Source organism: Pseudomonas sp. PDM31 (genome assembly GCF_019218965.1).
Taxonomy (GTDB): domain Bacteria; phylum Pseudomonadota; class Gammaproteobacteria; order Pseudomonadales; family Pseudomonadaceae; genus Aquipseudomonas.
In genome coordinates, this window is the sequence record NZ_JAHUWS010000007.1 from 25,801 (window position 1) to 41,383 (window position 15,583).

Consider the following 15,583-nt stretch of genomic DNA (forward strand, 5'->3'; position numbering starts at 1 on the left):
TCAAAAGATCGCAGCTTCTGACCAGCGCCCAGACAACGCGGGCATTCAGAAAGCCCGCGTTATCGTTAACGACCATCGCGAGCAGGCTCGCTCCTACAGGGGATCGAGTGTTCCCTGTGGTTGCAGCAGGCTGCGATCTTTTGATCTTATGCCGTCGCCGCAGCAACCCCGGGCTCAACCACCGCCCCCAGCCCCTCTTTCATCCGCTTGGCATCGCGTACAAAACACCGAGACGCCAACACCAGAAACACCATGGTGAAAAACAGCGCCACAGGAATCAGGTACATCGCGTCATGCAGGCCTACGGCCTTGAACGCCTCGGTCATCTGTTCGGCACCCGCCGCCAGCATCGCCGTGTGGGCAAAGTGATCGGACAAGGCACCGACCACCACTGGCCCCAACCCACCGCCCAACAGGTATAGCCCGGCAAAGAACAAAGCCATGGCGGTGGCCCGCAAGCGCGGCTCGACCACATCCTGAATTGCCGTGTAAACGCAGGTATAGAAGTTATAGGCAAACAGCCAGCCCAGACTGAACACCGCCACGAACACGCCGATTTCTATGCGACCTGAGTGCAGCGCCCACGCCGTGCATACGGTCGAGATAATCAAACTGAACGCCGCAAACAGCAGCCGCCCGTTGGCTACCCGCTGGTGAATCTTGTCAGCGACCCAGCCGCCGATGGTCAGTCCGAACAAACCGGTGACACCAACGATTACACCCGTTGCCACCGCAGCTTCCTGCAACGGCATCAAGAAGTAGCGCTGGAGCATCGGCACCAGAAACGAGTTGCAGGCATAGGTGGCGAAATTGAAGCAGAGGCCGGCCATTACCAGCCAAAGGAACGTAGGCACCGCCAGTACCCGGCGGATTGGCCGGTCCACGCGCTCTTGCGAAACCTGCACGCTCTCGGCGGCGCCGCGTTTTGGCTCTTTGATGAAGAACATGAAGATTGCGAGGATCAGCCCCGGCACCGCCGCAATGAAGAAAGGCGCACGCCAGCTGTCGAATGCCTTGACCATCGCGCCGATGGTGAAGAACGCCAGCAGCAGGCCCAACGGCAGTCCGAGCATGAAAATGCCCATGGCTCGCGCCCGACGATGAGCCGGAAACAGATCGCCGATCAGCGAGTTGGCAGCCGGTGCATAACTGGCTTCACCGATGCCGATACCCATGCGCACGACCAGGAAGCTCCAGAAACTGCCGACCATGCCGTTGACCGCCGTCAGCCCGCTCCACACCGCAAGGCCCCAGCCCATCAGCTTGCTGCGCGAGCCAGTATCGGCCATACGCCCCAGCGGCAGACCGGCGATCGCGTAGACGAGGGTGAAAGCGGTGCCGATGATGCCGATCTGGAAGTCACTGAGGTGCCATTCCATGCGGATCGGTTCGATGATGATGGCCGGGATGGTACGGTCGAAAAAGTTGAACAGGTTGGCCAGGAACAACAGGAACAGAATGCGCCAGGCATTCGCCGCTTGGGTCGAGTTCTGCATGGGTCCGTCTCGTTTTATTGTTATTGGGGCGTCACTGTCCCCGGAACCTGCAATCTAGACAGGCCGGTCACAGCTGTCTGTAATTATTCGTAAGGCTGATACCAGCCCATGGCGAAGGCCACGTGAATGCTGGCTCCCGGGACCCCGCAAGGGCCCAAACGTGCGGCGTTCTGTCTTGCAGCGTTGCAAACAGATGCCTGAAAAGAGAAGCGCCGGATCAATAGCACTAATCGCTATAATTTCAATAACCAAATGTTTGGCACCAATATGCCACTATCGATTTGCGCTCCATGCATGCCCTCTATACTGCATGAAATTCGCCGGTGCTCATTGCCCCGGCCAGATGACCACAACGGGGCATGCTATGGAGTGGCTTGGTCTGCATTTCACTACTTCTTTACCAGAGAGTGGGCAGGTCATACTCAATTTCACACATGATCGATTCCTCGTGCTGCTGGCGTATCTGGTCGCCTGCGTCGGCTGCTTTGCCACGCCAGGCATGGCCGAGCGGGTTGCCCATGCCGAACATCCGGTCTCCAAGCGACGCTGGCGCTGGGTCGGCACCGTGTGCATGGCAGGCGGAATCTGGGCCATGCATTTGATCGGTATACTGGCTTTGCAGTCAGCTATCGATATTCACTACCACCTGCCAGTGACGCTGCTTTCCCTGATCACAGCCCTGTGCGCTTCACGGCTGGCGATGAACACCTTCAGCCTCCCCGATCCGACAAACCGCCAATGCGTGGAATCCTCGACAGGGGCAGGCCTGGGCATCGCGGCCATGCACTACGTGGGCATGTTCGCTGGCATCACCCGGTTCACGGGTTCCTCGTGCCGGACCGCTTCTTCGCCATCGCCGAGGCCAACGGCCTGATCGCCGAACTCGACAACTGGGTACTGCGCAAGGCTTGCGAAGACCTGGCCGATCTATCGCGCCAAGGCTGTGAAGAACTGCGCATCACAGTGAACTGCTCGGCCCTGAACCTGGCACGTGAAGAACTGGCAACTGAAATCGAACACGCACTGCGGGCCACGGGTGTGGCGCCCGATCGGCTGGAACTGGAAGTGACCGAAAATGCATTGATGGGCAACATCACCGAGACACTGGTGTTACTGGGCCAGATTCGCGCCCTCGGCGTGTCGCTGTCGATCGATGACTTCGGTACCGGTTATTCGTCCCTGGCCTACCTCAAGCGCCTGCCGCTCAACACCCTGAAAATCGATCGTTCTTTCCTGCAGGACATTCCCAAGTCCATCCAGGATATGGAGATCGTCCAGGCGATTATCGTCATGGCGCACACCCTTCACCTGGAGGTGGTCACCGAAGGCGTCGAAACTTTCGAGCAATACCAGTTCCTGGAGGACCATGGCTGCGACTTCGTTCAGGGCTACCTGCTCAGCCGCCCGGTGCCACTCGCCGAACTGCGTCCGGTGCTGGACGAAATCAACCAGCGCAAGTCCCCCGGCAGCCTTACACGCTTGCGCCTGGCTCACGGTACATCCGCACTAATGTAGAAGGGTCTTGTTCAAGGAATCCCTGGCTCCCATGCAGGCGCATCAACTGCGCAGCCAAGCCCGTTATCGGCGTCGCACTGCCTTGCTCGCGGGAAAACTTCACCGCAGTGTCCAGATCCTTGAGCAGGGTTCGTACGTGCCATTTGACTGGCTCGAAACGATTGTCGGCCATTTGCGGGGCGAGGATCTGCAGCGGTTTGGAATCGGCAAAACCACCGGCCAGCGCTTCGGCGATCAGGCTGGCATCAACACCGGAGCGTTCCGCCAGTGCAACCACTTCGGCAATCACCAATGCGTTACAGGCAACGATCATCTGGTTGCAGGCCTTGGTGACTTGCCCTGCCCCGACACCGCCCATGTGTGTCACGCGCTGACCCAGCTCAAGCAGCACCGGTCGAACCCGCTCCAGGTCCCGGGCTTCGCCACCGACCATGATCGCCAGGTTGCCTGCTTCGGCACCCACCACGCCTCCGGACACCGGCGCGTCCAGCCAACCCATGGCGGTCCTGCCGGCAAGCTCGGCCGCCATTTCCCGCGTGGCGTTTGGCTCCAGGCTGGAAAAATCCACCAACAGCTGGCCGCTTTGCGCCCCCTGGGCAACACCCGCTGAACCAAAAACCACTTCACGCACCACCGCGGTGTCCGCCAGGCACAACATCACCACATCCGCGTGCTGGCACAACTCGGCCGGGGTAGCGACCTGGCGCGCACCGGCTTGCACCAGTGGCTTGCACTTGGCCGGATTTCGGTTCCACACCGTCAACGGGTAACCCGCCGCGAGCAGCCGCCGGCACATCGGCAGCCCCATCAGACCGATCCCGGCAAAACCCAGCGAAGGTAGCATTGACATCATTTGGCCTCCTTTTGATTAAAGATCGCCTGATATTGGCCGATTCATCATGACTTAGGAAAGGATTCCCCCGAGTGATGCTCAGGTTGCAGCCCGAGGGTAGGGCCCAATACGCGCTGAAAAAAAGACGCGATTCAATCCGTGACGGTTGGACGACAACGAGTCGGCCAACCAACCAGCCCAGGTACATGGCGAACAATGACTTCTAAAAACAATCCGGCCACTGCGGTATCCGATCTGACGTTGAGCCCCGCGGCCAACAGCCCTTCATCCTTGAAGCCATTGCCCCCTTCCCGCCCGTTGGCAAGCCAGCAATACCTGTACTTCACCGAAACCAACACCGACCGCATCCTCGACAACCTCGACGGTCTGCGCGACATGGTGTTCCCACGCCCGCCGCACCTGGAAGGCGACAACGAACAGCACAGCGATCAGGAATTCCCGTCGGTGTGCCTGATCGGCCTGGGTCGCTGCGGCTCGAACATCGCGCTGGATGTCGCGGAACTGGTGTACAACGCCCGCAAGTTCTACCTCAACGAATTCAACAACGAAGATCGCCTGTCGCCGGACAAACGCTACGCCGAGAAGGGCTACAGCCCGGCCCAATGGATCCGCAACAACCTGCGCCTGGGCTCGAACAAAGCCTCCAAGCCAGTGTTTCTGGTCGAACCACTGGTGATGCTCGGCGACCTCGACAAAGACATCGCCGGGCGCATCCGCTTTTCGCGCAAGGGCGAAAAAAGCGGCTTCCTGCGCGACTACAGCAAAATGAAAATCATGGACTTGTCGGAAGTCCACGCCGGTGGTGCCGGTAACGCGCCGATCCTCGGCCAGTATCTGGCCAAGATCATCCTGAACAAGGACACCCAGCGTTTCTCCAGCCCCGACTGGAAAATGATTCACTCGTACCTGATCGACAGCTGCGGTATCAAGGCCAACCAGTCACGCCTGTACTTCTCGATCTTCAGTGCCGGCGGCGGTACCGGTTCTGGCATGGCCTCGGAATTCGGCCTGGCCCAGCAACACTCGTACATGAACAAGACGTTCGACACCAAGCCGATGGACGAGCACGACGGCAAAAGCGGCCATTCCTTCGTCTTCGAACCGATTTTCACCAGCGGTATCTGCGTACTGCCGAACATTTCCGATCACCGCAGTGAAATGTCCGAAGCGCTGCACATCAACGCCGGTCGCCTGCTGTGTAAATACCTGTCGGAAGAGTGGGACTTCTCCTACAACTTCGCCAATGAAGACAGCAGCGAAGCCAGCGTCATGGGCCGTATCCGCCCATGGAACGCCATGATGCTGATCTCCAACGACATCATGCGTTACGCCGAAGAAAACGATGACGGCAACATCCAGAACATCGACGTCAATGCCATGGAGAAGCACGCCAACCAGTACATCTCCCAACAGATCTTCAACATTCTGACGGCTCAGGCGGTCACGACCGACTACGACCAGAACTATTTCCGTCGCGCCGGCATCGACATCGGCGAAACCATTCGCCTGGACGCCAACGACCTGTTCATGAGCCTGGCCGGGCCGGTGGCGATTGCCTACGCCGAATCCGTAGTGCCGGAGACCCCGCCGCCAAGCAGCGACAAATTCAAGGTGTTCGAGAAAGAGCCGCAGCGGCTGAACATCGACGACCTGTTCTTCCGCTCGATCGACCTGCCGCACTTCAACAAGGTCACCCAGGCCATCGAAGGCATCAGCCTGTTGCCGATCGAATCCAAGCGCTATCGCGCATCGCTGGAGCAGTACAAGAATTCGGGCTACGACGCGGCTGCGCTGCACGACCTGCACTTCTTCAAGAACTGCTCGTCGGTGGTGTCGATCGTCTCGCTGCCCAAGGACTACAAGCTGTCGTACATGGACCTGAACCGGTTGAAGACACACCTCAACAGCCTGTTCCCCAATACCACGCTCAAGCGCTATGCGTTGGTGATCGGGGCCTCGGCCAACCTGTCGCTGACCACGCTGATTGCCAAGAGCCCGTGCCTGTCGGACGACTTCCTGACGCTCATCGTGGCCTTCATCAAGCGTTGTTTTGCACGCAACCCGTACCGCTTCGATGACACTCTGGACAACTCGATCCTCGACTTCATCATCAATGAAGACTTCGACGAAGACCGCATCGACGACCTGCTCAACGAATTCGAGAACCCGGCGAAGATCCTCGATACCAACTGGTACGCGATCAAGCCGATGTACGAGAAAAAATACCGTGAGCTGATCAACGACAAGGACAAGTTCGTCTCGATCAACGACATCCGCCTGTCCCGGGATTGCGTGAAGAAAGCGATCAAGTACCTGCGCGAGATCTACCGCCATCGCATTGGCAAGACCAAGGTTATTTCTCTTAATAACCATACGGGCAAGACCGCTAACTAAGCGTCGTTCCCATTCGCGAGCAAGCCCGCTCCCACATTTAACGATGTTCTTCAGGAAGAACGCAGTCGAATGTGGGAGCGGGCTTGCTCGCGAAAGCGGTAATGAAAACAACACATTTCAACATTCGGAAACAATTGATCAGACGCTCAATTGCCCTCCCAACTGTTCCCGTTACGTTTACGTCACCGTTAGGCTGTGGCCTTTCTCCACGGCAAGGTGCCATCACGCTACTCACCTACACACTTTTGCTCGCGCGCATGACGCACCAAATGGGCGCACGGATTCAGTTCGTCGCCCTTTCCTGGATCAGAATCCACGGCGAAACCACCACCGCCCAAAGCTCGGGATCACGCTCAAAAAGATCCAGCGCCCGCGTTTCAGAGAGCTTGGCCAGCGTGTCTGCGGCCAGCCAGGCGGCCACTTTCTCGCCTTCGTCCAAGGCCACGGCCTCGGCGGCCGCGATCAAATCCAGGCCCGGGTCGACCCACAATAGGGCACCCTTGGCGAAGAATGGCTCCAGCTCCTTCCAGGTAATAGATGCTGTTTCACCAAGCAGTTTGGCATAGAGGGTGCTAGGTTCTTGATTCATGGGACTGTCCGGAAAAGAAATCGACGCGAATGATAACGTCGGTGGTCCGGCAGAAAAACCCGGATGCAATTAAGTCACCGAGATAAAAAGCGCAGGAAAGCCAAGGAAAGCACGGAATTCAGCTATAAGCCCGTCAAAGCCCCGCCGCAATTCTGTCTTTTTATTTCAATTAAGCGACACTCGCAGGTTTTGCCCCCCGGCGCCGCCTTCCCAGGCTGACAATCGGCGCTCTACACTGTACCGGTACAGTTGCCGAGGGGCTTTTCCGGGGAATGTTGCAATTTCTGACCCGGTTCTGCTGCCCAAGGCGCCAGGACTATAAAAACTACAACAGTAAGAGTGGAGCACTATGACTAAGGCTACTAAGCAGATTTCCAAACTGTTTGCCGCTATGGTTCTGGCCGGGGTTGCCAGCCATTCGTTCGCAGCTGACACCATCAAGATCGGCATCGCCGGCCCTAAAACCGGTCCTGTAGCCCAATACGGCGACATGCAGTTCAGCGGCGCCAAAATGGCCATTGAACAGATCAACGCCAAAGGCGGCGTAGACGGCAAGAAACTCGAAGCCGTTGAATATGATGACGCCTGTGATCCAAAACAAGCGGTAGCGGTTGCGAACAAGGTCGTCAACGACGGCGTGAAATTCGTGGTCGGCCACCTGTGCTCCAGCTCCACTCAACCGGCTTCGGACATTTACGAAGACGAAGGCGTGATCATGATCACCCCGGCTGCCACCAGCCCGGACATCACCGCACGTGGTTACAAAATGGTGTTCCGCACCATCGGTCTGGACAGCGCCCAGGGCCCTGCCGCCGGTAACTACATTGCCGATTACGTAAAACCGAAAATCGTTGCTGTGCTGCACGATAAACAGCAATACGGCGAAGGCATCGCCACCGCCGTGAAGACCACTCTGGAAGGCAAAGGCGTGAAAGTTGCCGTGTTCGAAGGCGTCAACGCCGGCGACAAGGACTTCTCGTCGATGATCGCCAAGCTCAAGCAAGCCAACGTCGACTTCGTCTACTACGGCGGCTACCACCCGGAGCTGGGCCTGATCCTGCGTCAATCCCAGGAAAAAGGCCTGAAGGCCAAATTCATGGGTCCGGAAGGCGTGGGTAACGACTCCATTTCGCAGATCGCCAAGGACGCTTCCGAAGGCCTGCTGGTGACCCTGCCGAAATCCTTCGACCAGGATCCGGCCAACATCGCCCTGGCTGATGCGTTCAAAGCCAAGAAAGAAGACCCAAGCGGCCCGTTCGTGTTCCCGGCCTACTCGGCTGTGACCGTCATTGCCGAAGGCATCAAGGCTGCCAAGTCCGAAGACGCCGCCAAAGTGGCTGAAGCCATCCACGCCGGTACCTTCAAGACTCCTACTGGCGACCTGAGCTTCGACGCCAAGGGCGACCTGAAAGACTTCAAATTTGTGGTTTACGAGTGGCACTTCGGCAAACCAAAAACTGAAGCCAAGCCTCAGTAAGGCGTTGCCTGACTGACTGCCAATAAAGCCCACGGCGTGCCGTGGGCTTTGTTTTAGAACGTATTGGGCCGCGCTGGCGAGATCCGCCAGTCTCCCCACCTGAAAATCTCAAAACCGTCATCAGCGGTTCGCTGGCAAACCTCGGATTCGAAGTGGATGCAGATCCACGGGGCCCGAGCGGGAAAATGACTCCACCAGTGAAATGCGTATCAGGTTTTTAGGAGCGCTGTAATGCCTGACATCTATCACTTCTTCCAACAGCTGGTTAATGGTCTGACCATTGGCAGCACGTATGCCCTGATCGCCATCGGCTATACGATGGTTTACGGCATCATTGGAATGATCAACTTCGCCCACGGCGAGGTGTACATGATCGGTTCCTACGTGGCGTTCATCGCCATCGCCGGGCTGGCCATGATGGGACTCGACAGCGTTCCGCTGTTGATGACCGCCGCTTTCATCGCCACCATCGTGGTGACCAGTGCCTACGGTTACAGCATCGAGCGGATCGCCTACCGCCCCCTGCGCGGCAGCAACCGTCTGATCCCGCTGATCTCCGCCATCGGTATGTCGATCTTCCTGCAGAACACCGTTCTGCTGGCGCAAGACTCCAAGGACAAATCCATCCCCAACCTGATTCCGGGTAACTTTACCTTCGGGCCAGGTGGCGCACATGAAGTGCTGATTTCCTACATGCAAATCGTGGTGTTCGTGGTGACCCTGGTCGCCATGCTCGGCCTGACGCTGTTCATCTCCCGCTCTCGCCTTGGCCGCGCCTGCCGCGCCTGTGCCGAAGACATCAAGATGGCCAACCTGCTGGGTATCAACACCAACAACATCATCGCCCTGACCTTCGTCATCGGTGCGGCACTGGCGGCCATCGCAGCCGTGCTGTTGAGCATGCAATACGGCGTGATCAACCCGAACGCCGGCTTCCTGGTCGGTCTCAAGGCCTTCACCGCAGCGGTACTGGGCGGTATCGGCAGCATCCCGGGCGCCATGCTCGGCGGGCTGGTCCTTGGCGTGGCAGAAGCCTTCGGTGCCGATATCTTCGGCGACCAGTACAAGGACGTCGTGGCCTTCGGTCTCCTGGTTTTGGTGTTGTTGTTCCGGCCAACCGGCCTGCTGGGCCGCCCGGAGGTTGAAAAAGTATGACTAGGAATCTTAAACAGGCGCTGTTCAGCGCCCTGCTGGTGTGGGCCGTGGCCTATCCGGTACTCGGTCTGAAGCTGACCATCGTCGGCATCAACCTCGAGGTTCATGGCACCAGTAACGCCACCCTGATCACCATCGCCGTATGTTCGGTGCTGATGTTCCTGCGCGTGCTGTTCGACCGGCAGATCAGTTCGGTCTGGCGTTCCTCGCCAGGCATGCCGCTGATTCCGGCCAAGGCCAGCAACTTCCTGACCCTGCCGACCACTCAACGCTGGATCATCATTGCGCTGATCGCCGGCGCTCTGGTCTGGCCGTTCTTCGGCTCTCGCGGTGCGGTGGATATCGCCACGCTGGTGCTGATCTACGTGATGCTGGGCCTGGGCCTGAACATCGTGGTCGGCCTGGCTGGCCTGCTCGACCTCGGTTACGTCGGTTTCTACGCCGTCGGCGCCTACAGCTATGCGCTGCTGTCGCACTACTTCGGTCTGAGCTTCTGGATCTGCCTGCCTATCGCCGGCCTGATGGCGGCCACCTTCGGCTTCCTGCTGGGCTTCCCGGTGCTGCGTCTGCGCGGTGACTACCTGGCGATCGTGACCCTGGGCTTCGGTGAAATCATCCGTCTGTTCCTGCGTAACCTGACCGATATCACCGGCGGTCCGAACGGTATCAGCAACATCGAGAAACCGACGTTCTTCGGCCTGACCTTCGAACGCAAAGCCGCGGAAGGCATGCAAACCTTCCACGAGTACTTCGGCCTGGAATACAACTCGATCAACAAGGTGATCTTCCTTTACCTGGTTGCCCTGTTCCTGGCACTGGCTGCGCTGTTCGTCATCAACCGTTTGCTGCGCATGCCTCTGGGCCGTGCCTGGGAAGCTTTGCGTGAAGATGAAATCGCTTGCCGCGCGCTGGGCCTGAACCCGACCCTCATCAAGCTTTCGGCATTTACCCTCGGCGCGGCATTCGCCGGTTTTGCCGGCAGCTTCTTCGCTGCCCGTCAGGGCCTGGTGACACCGGAGTCCTTCACCTTCATCGAGTCGGCGATCATCCTCGCCATCGTGGTGCTGGGTGGCATGGGCTCGCAGCTGGGTGTGATCCTCGCTGCCGTGGTGATGATCCTGTTGCCGGAAATGATGCGTGAGTTCAGTGAGTACCGCATGTTGATGTTCGGTGCCTTGATGGTACTGATGATGATCTGGCGCCCTCAGGGTCTGCTGCCCATGCAACGTCCTCACATGGAGCTGCGCAAATGAGCCGCGAGATCCTTAAAGTAGAAAACCTGAGCATGCGCTTCGGCGGTTTGCTGGCGGTCAACGGCGTTGCCTTGAGCGTGAAAGAGAAACAAGTGGTTGCCCTGATCGGCCCGAACGGCGCCGGCAAGACCACCGTGTTCAACTGCCTGACCGGCTTCTACAAGCCGAGCGGCGGCAGCATCCTGCTGGACGGTGAGCCGATCGAAGGCCTGCCGGGCCACAAGATCGCCCTCAAAGGCGTGGTGCGTACCTTCCAGAACGTGCGGCTGTTCAAGGACATGACCGCGGTCGAGAACCTCTTGATCGCCCAGCACCGTCACCTGAACACCAACTTCCTGGCTGGCCTGTTCAAGACGCCGGGCTTTCGCAAGAGCGAACGCGAGGCCATGGAGTTCGCCGAGTACTGGCTGGAAAAGGTCAACCTCAAGGAGTTCGCCAACCGTCCGGCCGGCACCCTGGCCTACGGTCAGCAACGTCGCCTGGAAATCGCCCGCTGCATGATGACCCGCCCGCGGATCCTCATGCTCGACGAACCGGCCGCCGGCCTGAACCCGAAGGAAACCGAAGATCTGAAGGCGCTGATCAGCGTGCTGCGTGAAGAGCACAACGTCACCGTGCTGCTGATCGAACACGACATGAAACTGGTCATGAGCATTTCCGACCACATCGTCGTGATCAACCAGGGCACGCCTCTGGCCGACGGTACGCCGGAACAGATCCGCGACAATCCTGAAGTGATCAAAGCCTACCTGGGGGAAGCGTAAATGCTGCAGTTCGAAAACGTTTCCACCTTCTATGGCAAGATCCAGGCCCTGCACAGCGTCAACGTGGAAATCCGTCAGGGTGAAATCGTCACCCTGATCGGCGCCAACGGCGCAGGCAAATCCACCCTGCTGATGACACTCTGCGGCTCGCCGCAAGCCCACAGTGGCAGCATCCGCTACATGGGTGAAGAGCTCGTGGGGCAGACCTCGGCGCAGATCATGCGCAAGAGCATCGCAGTGGTTCCGGAAGGTCGTCGGGTGTTCTCCCGCCTGACCGTGGAAGAAAACCTGTCCATGGGCGGTTTCTTCACCGCCAAGGGCGACTACCAGGAACAGATGGACAAGGTCCTGGGACTTTTCCCGCGCCTCAAAGAGCGCTTCAACCAACGCGGTGGCACCATGTCCGGTGGCGAACAGCAAATGCTCGCCATCGGCCGCGCGCTGATGAGCAAGCCCAAGCTGTTGCTGCTCGACGAACCGTCGCTGGGCCTGGCACCGATCATCATCCAGCAGATCTTCGACATCATCGAACAACTGCGCAAGGACGGTGTAACGGTGTTCCTGGTCGAGCAGAACGCCAACCAGGCGCTGAAGATCGCAGACCGCGCATACGTTCTGGAGAACGGCCGGGTAGTGATGCAAGGCACCGGTGAAGCGCTGCTGACCGACCCGAAAGTGCGCGAAGCGTACCTTGGCGGTTAAGCCTTTGCGCTGAACAAGAAAAAACGGCCTTCGGGCCGTTTTTTTTATATGCCTGTCACCTCGCCAATGAAGAAAGCCCCCCTGTGGGAGCGCAATGCTGTTCAGTTAAGCATGGGGTTGTTAAAAACTGGATTGGGGGGATATCCATTGCTGCGGTAACGGCCACTTATGGTTTCGCCCTTACGGCGAGTCCCTTTTTCAAACGCCAAAAAGGAACCAAAAGGCTCTTGCCCCACCACTCGGTGCCGAGCCTAGGCGAGGCACCGAACGTCAGGGGCAAGAGCCCTTGGTTACTTGGGGCTCTTCCAAGTGACTCGCCGTAAGGGCGAAACCCTAGGTGGCCGTTACCGCAGGAATGGATATACACCTAATCCAAATATCCACCTGGAGCCCTCTAACCTAAAGTGAACAGCATTACCCCTGTGGGAGCGGGCTTGCTCGCGAATACGGTTTATCGTTCAACAAATGAGTCGACTGATTCGCCGCCTACGCGAGCAAGCCCGCTCCCACAAGGTCGAGGTGATGGCTCAAAGCCTGTCCAGCGCCTCGCCACTGCGTTTGAACCAGCCGATCAAATAATCCGCCAGCACCTGCGTGCGCTTGGGCAAACCGCCCTGATACGGGTGCACCAGGTACATCGGCATGCTACGGGTCTGATAATCGCGCAGGAGCCAGCGCAGACGCCCGTCAGCCAATTCCGCCGACAGGCAATAGGATGGCAGGCGCGCGATACCGGCTCCGGCCAACGCGGCTTTTTTCAGCAGGTTGTAATGGTTGCTGGCAAACGGCCCCGACACCGGCACTCGCAACAATTCGTGTTGCTGGTGATACAACCACTCTTCACGACCACTGTAATGGCTGTTAAGCAGGCAGCGATGCTCGGCCAGCGCCTGGGGTGTCTGTGGTTCGCCATACTGCTCCAGATAGGCCGGGCTGGCGCAGGTCATTTCGTGCCAGGCCAGCAACGGACGCGCCACCAGGCGCTGGTCGATGGCCACGTCGGAACGTATTGCCAGATCGAAGCCGTCGCGGGACAGTTCGCGATAGCTGTTGTTGAGCTCCAGCTCGATCTGCACTTCGGGGTACCTGGCTGAGAACTCCAGCAGCAGGCCATCGAAGAAGGTTTCGCCCAAAGATACCGGAACCGTCATACGCACCGGGCCGGCCATGTCGTCCTTCAAACGCGCCAGAGCCTGACGTGCCCGCTCTACTTGTACGACCAGTGCCTGAGCCTGGGGCAACAGCGCCGCACCCGCGGCCGTCAGGCTCAAGCGCCGCGTGGTGCGTTGCAGCAGGACCACGCCAAACTGTGTTTCCAGCTGACTGATGCGCTTGGATAACTGGCCTTTGCTGCAACCCAGTTGCTGGGCCGCCAAGGTAAAACTTCCCGCTTCGATCAACACGGCAAAGGCCGCCAGGTCATCCATCTCGCTCACGGATTGTTTCCATTTGAAAACCAAAGGTTGCCTATTAGTGCGCTTATCTCGAGAAAAAACCACCTTAGACTGAAGACTCGTTCAACCCACACGAGTATCAGCACCCATGAAAATTCTTTTGATCGGCGCAGGCGGCACCATCGGCTCAGCCGTGGACAAGGAATTGTCCCAACGCCACGAAATCATTCGTATCGGCCGTACCAGCGGTGATTTTCAGGTGGACATCAGCGACAGCACGTCGATTCGCAGACTATTCGAAAAAACCGGCAAGTTCGATGCGCTGGTATGCGCCGCCGGTAACGTGACCTTCGCGCCGTTGAGCGAAATGTCTGATGAGAGTTTTGCCCTGGGGCTGAAGGACAAGTTGATGGGGCAGGTCAACCTGCTGCTGATCGGTCGCGAATTCGCCAACGACAATGCATCCTTCACATTCACCACTGGCGTACTCAGCCACGACCCAATTTTCAGCGGAGCCTCGGCAGCACTGGTCAACGGCGCACTGGACAGCTTCGTCCGCGCCGCCGCCATCGAACTGCCACGCGGCCTGCGGGTGAACTCGATCAGTCCGAATGTCCTCGTCGAGGCCATGGGCAAATACGCACCCTACTTCCGTGGTTTCAAACCGGTTCCTGCGGCGGATGTGGCGTTGGCCTACGCCAAGAGTGTGGAAGGCCTGCAGACCGGCCAGACATTCCATGTAGGCTGAAGAGGTTCAATGTGCGGCGCTGGCCCGGCGCCGCCTTACCGTGGTGATGGTTCCAGCAGCCTGGGCAACAGGTTACGGGCTGTTTTGGGCGGCAAAACGACCATCAGAGCGGGGCCTTCGAGGGCCGATTGAATAGTCGTGGTCGATACCAGCATTGAGTCGATAAAAAGTTTCAGGGGCTGATGCAGGTTCTCCCGCGTTACCTGCGCCATGCGGTGTTGCGCATCAGGGCTGAGCGTGACTCGAAGAATGATGAAATCGGGATCATGGGCCCCCTTGAGATCCACGCTTATCTCAGTAAAGTCCGACGCGGATGACATGGCGATCTCAGCTGCCAGGCAGTGCAGCGCCCCCATCATCCCCAGCGCCACCCACAGAGCTTTGGCTGATCCCCTCATAACACCTCCCGCAAACAGATGACCAACAAGGTTAGACGCATAGCCCTGCAACCTTGTAGTTGAAGTAAAAGCGAATGTTACTTGTGCCGCAGCTCGGTCCATGACAATTGCCGGCCATGGGTTGTGATGAGCGGTAAGGCTGAGTAACGTGGCGGCACCTGTCAGGAGACCCCAAGATGCGTGTTGCCCGTTCCTTAGTCCTCGTTGCCCTGCTTCCGCTGTTCGCCGCTTGCCAATTGTTCGATACAGACCGGCAGAGCGCCTCCCATACCGGTCAGACCCGCATGCAGGGCCAGCTGACTGCGGTAGACGGCCAACTGATGTTCCAGCCATGCAACCAGCCGGCGCGTTACACGGTCAACGACAGCGGTGGCACCAGTGTCCTGCAGGAAGCGGCGACCCTCGCCGATGCCAAGGGCAATCTGTTCGCCGACGTGCGTGGGCGCTTAGTGGAAGGCCGTCTGGACCTGGAAAAACTGTATCGGGTCGAGCGCTCGGGAACCGCGTGCAACGATCCCGACTTCAAGCTGCTGATCCTGCGCGCTGCTGGCCACAAACCCGAATGGAGCGTGAAAGTCAGCGGCAAGGGCATGATCATCGAGCGCGCCGGCCAGAAACCCCTGGCGCTGCCCTATGTCGAAGAGCAACTGGGCGACGGCCGCTTCAATCTCAGCAGCGAAGCCAACAACCAGCGCATTGAACTGTGGGTCGCGCCGCAACGTTGCGTCGACAGTAACGGCAGCATCCAGCACATGACTGCCGAACTGCGCATTGACGGCCAGGTGCAGCGTGGCTGCGGGCATTTCGGCGGCGCGCGCGACGACTGATTCGACGAGATGCGGTTT

13 protein-coding genes and 1 pseudogene are annotated in these 15,583 nt (G+C 58.7%); 9 read left to right on the top strand and 5 right to left on the bottom strand.

Features of this window, described 5'->3' with window-relative positions; translation table 11 throughout:
• Nucleotides 1-146: 146 nt before the first annotated feature.
• Nucleotides 147-1,496 (bottom strand): MFS transporter, encoded by a 1,350-nt coding sequence (locus KW839_RS15000; protein WP_060541122.1) that lies wholly within the window; start codon nt 1,494-1,496, stop codon nt 147-149.
• A 364-nt stretch (nt 1,497-1,860) separates the two neighbouring features.
• Between KW839_RS15000 and KW839_RS15005 the strand changes: the two are divergent.
• Nucleotides 1,861-3,011 (top strand): annotated as a pseudogene (locus KW839_RS15005) (EAL domain-containing protein).
• Here KW839_RS15005 and KW839_RS15010 read toward each other — a convergent pair.
• Complete coding sequence (locus KW839_RS15010; protein ID WP_218424743.1) at nt 2,968-3,864, bottom strand: NAD(P)-dependent oxidoreductase; 897 nt, start codon at nt 3,862-3,864, stop codon at nt 2,968-2,970. The pseudogene KW839_RS15005 and the gene KW839_RS15010 overlap by 44 nt on opposite strands.
• Nucleotides 3,865-4,059: 195 nt before the next feature.
• Here KW839_RS15010 and KW839_RS15015 point away from each other — a divergent pair, with 195 nt between their 5' ends.
• Nucleotides 4,060-6,258 (top strand): hypothetical protein, encoded by a 2,199-nt coding sequence (locus tag KW839_RS15015; RefSeq protein WP_060541120.1) that lies wholly within the window; start codon nt 4,060-4,062, stop codon nt 6,256-6,258.
• A gap of 283 nt (nt 6,259-6,541) precedes the next feature.
• Here the strand turns inward: KW839_RS15015 and KW839_RS15020 are convergent, their stop codons facing one another.
• Nucleotides 6,542-6,847 (bottom strand): DUF2288 domain-containing protein, encoded by a 306-nt coding sequence (locus KW839_RS15020; protein ID WP_060541119.1) that lies wholly within the window; start codon nt 6,845-6,847, stop codon nt 6,542-6,544.
• A 349-nt stretch (nt 6,848-7,196) separates the two neighbouring features.
• On the opposite strand from KW839_RS15020, the gene KW839_RS15025 reads away from it, so the two are divergent.
• From KW839_RS15025 to KW839_RS15045, 5 genes are all read left to right on the top strand, one after another.
• The gene (locus KW839_RS15025) at nt 7,197-8,324 is read left to right on the top strand and encodes a branched-chain amino acid ABC transporter substrate-binding protein (RefSeq protein WP_060541118.1); all 1,128 of its coding nucleotides are present in this window, start codon (nt 7,197-7,199) and stop codon (nt 8,322-8,324) included.
• 231 nt (nt 8,325-8,555) lie between these two features.
• The gene (gene livH, locus KW839_RS15030; protein WP_060541117.1) at nt 8,556-9,479 is read left to right on the top strand and encodes a high-affinity branched-chain amino acid ABC transporter permease LivH; all 924 of its coding nucleotides are present in this window, start codon (nt 8,556-8,558) and stop codon (nt 9,477-9,479) included.
• Nucleotides 9,476-10,732, top strand: a complete 1,257-nt coding sequence (locus KW839_RS15035; RefSeq protein ID WP_060541116.1) for a high-affinity branched-chain amino acid ABC transporter permease LivM — start codon at nt 9,476-9,478, stop codon at nt 10,730-10,732. Before livH ends, KW839_RS15035 begins: the two co-directional genes overlap by 4 nt.
• The gene (livG, locus tag KW839_RS15040; protein ID WP_060541115.1) at nt 10,729-11,496 is read left to right on the top strand and encodes a high-affinity branched-chain amino acid ABC transporter ATP-binding protein LivG; all 768 of its coding nucleotides are present in this window, start codon (nt 10,729-10,731) and stop codon (nt 11,494-11,496) included. Before KW839_RS15035 ends, livG begins: the two co-directional genes overlap by 4 nt.
• Complete coding sequence (locus KW839_RS15045; protein ID WP_060541114.1) at nt 11,497-12,198, top strand: ABC transporter ATP-binding protein; 702 nt, start codon at nt 11,497-11,499, stop codon at nt 12,196-12,198.
• 527 nt (nt 12,199-12,725) lie between these two features.
• On the opposite strand, the gene KW839_RS15050 is transcribed toward KW839_RS15045, so the two are convergent.
• Nucleotides 12,726-13,634, bottom strand: coding sequence for a LysR family transcriptional regulator (locus KW839_RS15050; protein WP_060541113.1), 909 nt, complete (start codon nt 13,632-13,634; stop codon nt 12,726-12,728).
• 106 nt (nt 13,635-13,740) lie between these two features.
• Here KW839_RS15050 and KW839_RS15055 point away from each other — a divergent pair, with 106 nt between their 5' ends.
• Nucleotides 13,741-14,340, top strand: a complete 600-nt coding sequence (locus tag KW839_RS15055) for a short chain dehydrogenase (protein WP_218424744.1) — start codon at nt 13,741-13,743, stop codon at nt 14,338-14,340.
• Nucleotides 14,341-14,375: 35 nt separating this feature from the next.
• On the opposite strand, the gene KW839_RS15060 is transcribed toward KW839_RS15055, so the two are convergent.
• Complete coding sequence (locus KW839_RS15060; protein WP_218424745.1) at nt 14,376-14,738, bottom strand: hypothetical protein; 363 nt, start codon at nt 14,736-14,738, stop codon at nt 14,376-14,378.
• A 176-nt stretch (nt 14,739-14,914) separates the two neighbouring features.
• Here KW839_RS15060 and KW839_RS15065 point away from each other — a divergent pair, with 176 nt between their 5' ends.
• A complete protein-coding gene (locus KW839_RS15065) occupies nt 14,915-15,565 on the top strand; it encodes a COG3650 family protein (protein WP_218424746.1) in 651 nt (216 codons plus the stop codon).
• Nucleotides 15,566-15,583: the final 18 nt, after the last annotated feature.

Excerpts from the sequence above, each read along its gene's own strand:
- KW839_RS15000 (WP_060541122.1), bottom strand. The coding sequence starts at position 1,496 with ATGCAGAACTCGACCCAAGCGGCGAATGCCTGGCGCATTCTGTTCCTG.
- KW839_RS15010 (WP_218424743.1), bottom strand. The coding sequence starts at position 3,864 with ATGATGTCAATGCTACCTTCGCTGGGTTTTGCCGGGATCGGTCTGATG.
- KW839_RS15015 (WP_060541120.1), top strand. The coding sequence starts at position 4,060 with ATGACTTCTAAAAACAATCCGGCCACTGCGGTATCCGATCTGACGTTG.
- KW839_RS15020 (WP_060541119.1), bottom strand. The coding sequence starts at position 6,847 with ATGAATCAAGAACCTAGCACCCTCTATGCCAAACTGCTTGGTGAAACA.
- KW839_RS15025 (WP_060541118.1), top strand. The coding sequence starts at position 7,197 with ATGACTAAGGCTACTAAGCAGATTTCCAAACTGTTTGCCGCTATGGTT.
- livH (WP_060541117.1), top strand. The coding sequence starts at position 8,556 with ATGCCTGACATCTATCACTTCTTCCAACAGCTGGTTAATGGTCTGACC.
- KW839_RS15035 (WP_060541116.1), top strand. The coding sequence starts at position 9,476 with ATGACTAGGAATCTTAAACAGGCGCTGTTCAGCGCCCTGCTGGTGTGG.
- livG (WP_060541115.1), top strand. The coding sequence starts at position 10,729 with ATGAGCCGCGAGATCCTTAAAGTAGAAAACCTGAGCATGCGCTTCGGC.
- KW839_RS15045 (WP_060541114.1), top strand. The coding sequence starts at position 11,497 with ATGCTGCAGTTCGAAAACGTTTCCACCTTCTATGGCAAGATCCAGGCC.
- KW839_RS15055 (WP_218424744.1), top strand. The coding sequence starts at position 13,741 with ATGAAAATTCTTTTGATCGGCGCAGGCGGCACCATCGGCTCAGCCGTG.
- KW839_RS15060 (WP_218424745.1), bottom strand. The coding sequence starts at position 14,738 with ATGAGGGGATCAGCCAAAGCTCTGTGGGTGGCGCTGGGGATGATGGGG.
- KW839_RS15065 (WP_218424746.1), top strand. The coding sequence starts at position 14,915 with ATGCGTGTTGCCCGTTCCTTAGTCCTCGTTGCCCTGCTTCCGCTGTTC.